The 610-nt window shown below is 47.5% G+C and carries 1 protein-coding gene; it reads right to left on the bottom strand.

Features of this window, described 5'->3' with window-relative positions:
- A partial coding sequence (locus R7R78_RS27700) for a 1-pyrroline-5-carboxylate dehydrogenase (protein ID WP_225474802.1) occupies positions 1-610 on the bottom strand: 610 nt, incomplete at both ends.

Here is a 610-nt window from a genome sequence, read left to right as displayed (position 1 = left end):
GAGATGCGGATCGTGAGCCAGTTTTGGTGACTCCAAATCCGTTTCAGAAACTAAGCCAACGATAGCACCATCGCGCTTAGCCAATTGAAGATTGAGCGCATGCTCAACCTGAGAATGCCCAACATAACCCACACTACGTACATCGCTTTCTAGCAACGGGGCAGACGCATCGTACGCAACTACTTGGACTAAGTTAGATGGGAAGTTTGTTGACGATACCGCTTGCTCAACCAGTCGGTTTAGCTCGGCATTGTCGCTGCAAATCACAACACTGTTACCTGCGATGAGGGCACAAGTGATCATTGCAAAAGTGCTGTACAGCGCGTTTTCAGTGTTTTCGATGTTGTTTTCACAAATCACCAAAGCCACACCACGACCAGCCGCGTACAGCTCGTTAGTTTCCCCCGTAGGGCCCACTAACTGATGAGGTTCTGCAAGCAGTGCAGACGCTTGTTGCAAGTGGTAAGACACTACTTTCGCCACAACAGCATTCTGTCCTTCTAGTGCAGATTTTAATGCCAACACATGTTCGCATTTGTAATCAAAATCGGTCAGATTCCACTGCTCCCAAGCAGAGAATGCATCTTTAAAATATGTGATCTGATGAACC

The organism is Vibrio sp. 2134-1 (assembly GCF_033339495.1).
The sequence above is the reverse complement of the archived record's forward strand: the minus strand, read 5'-3'. Positions and strand labels throughout refer to the sequence as shown.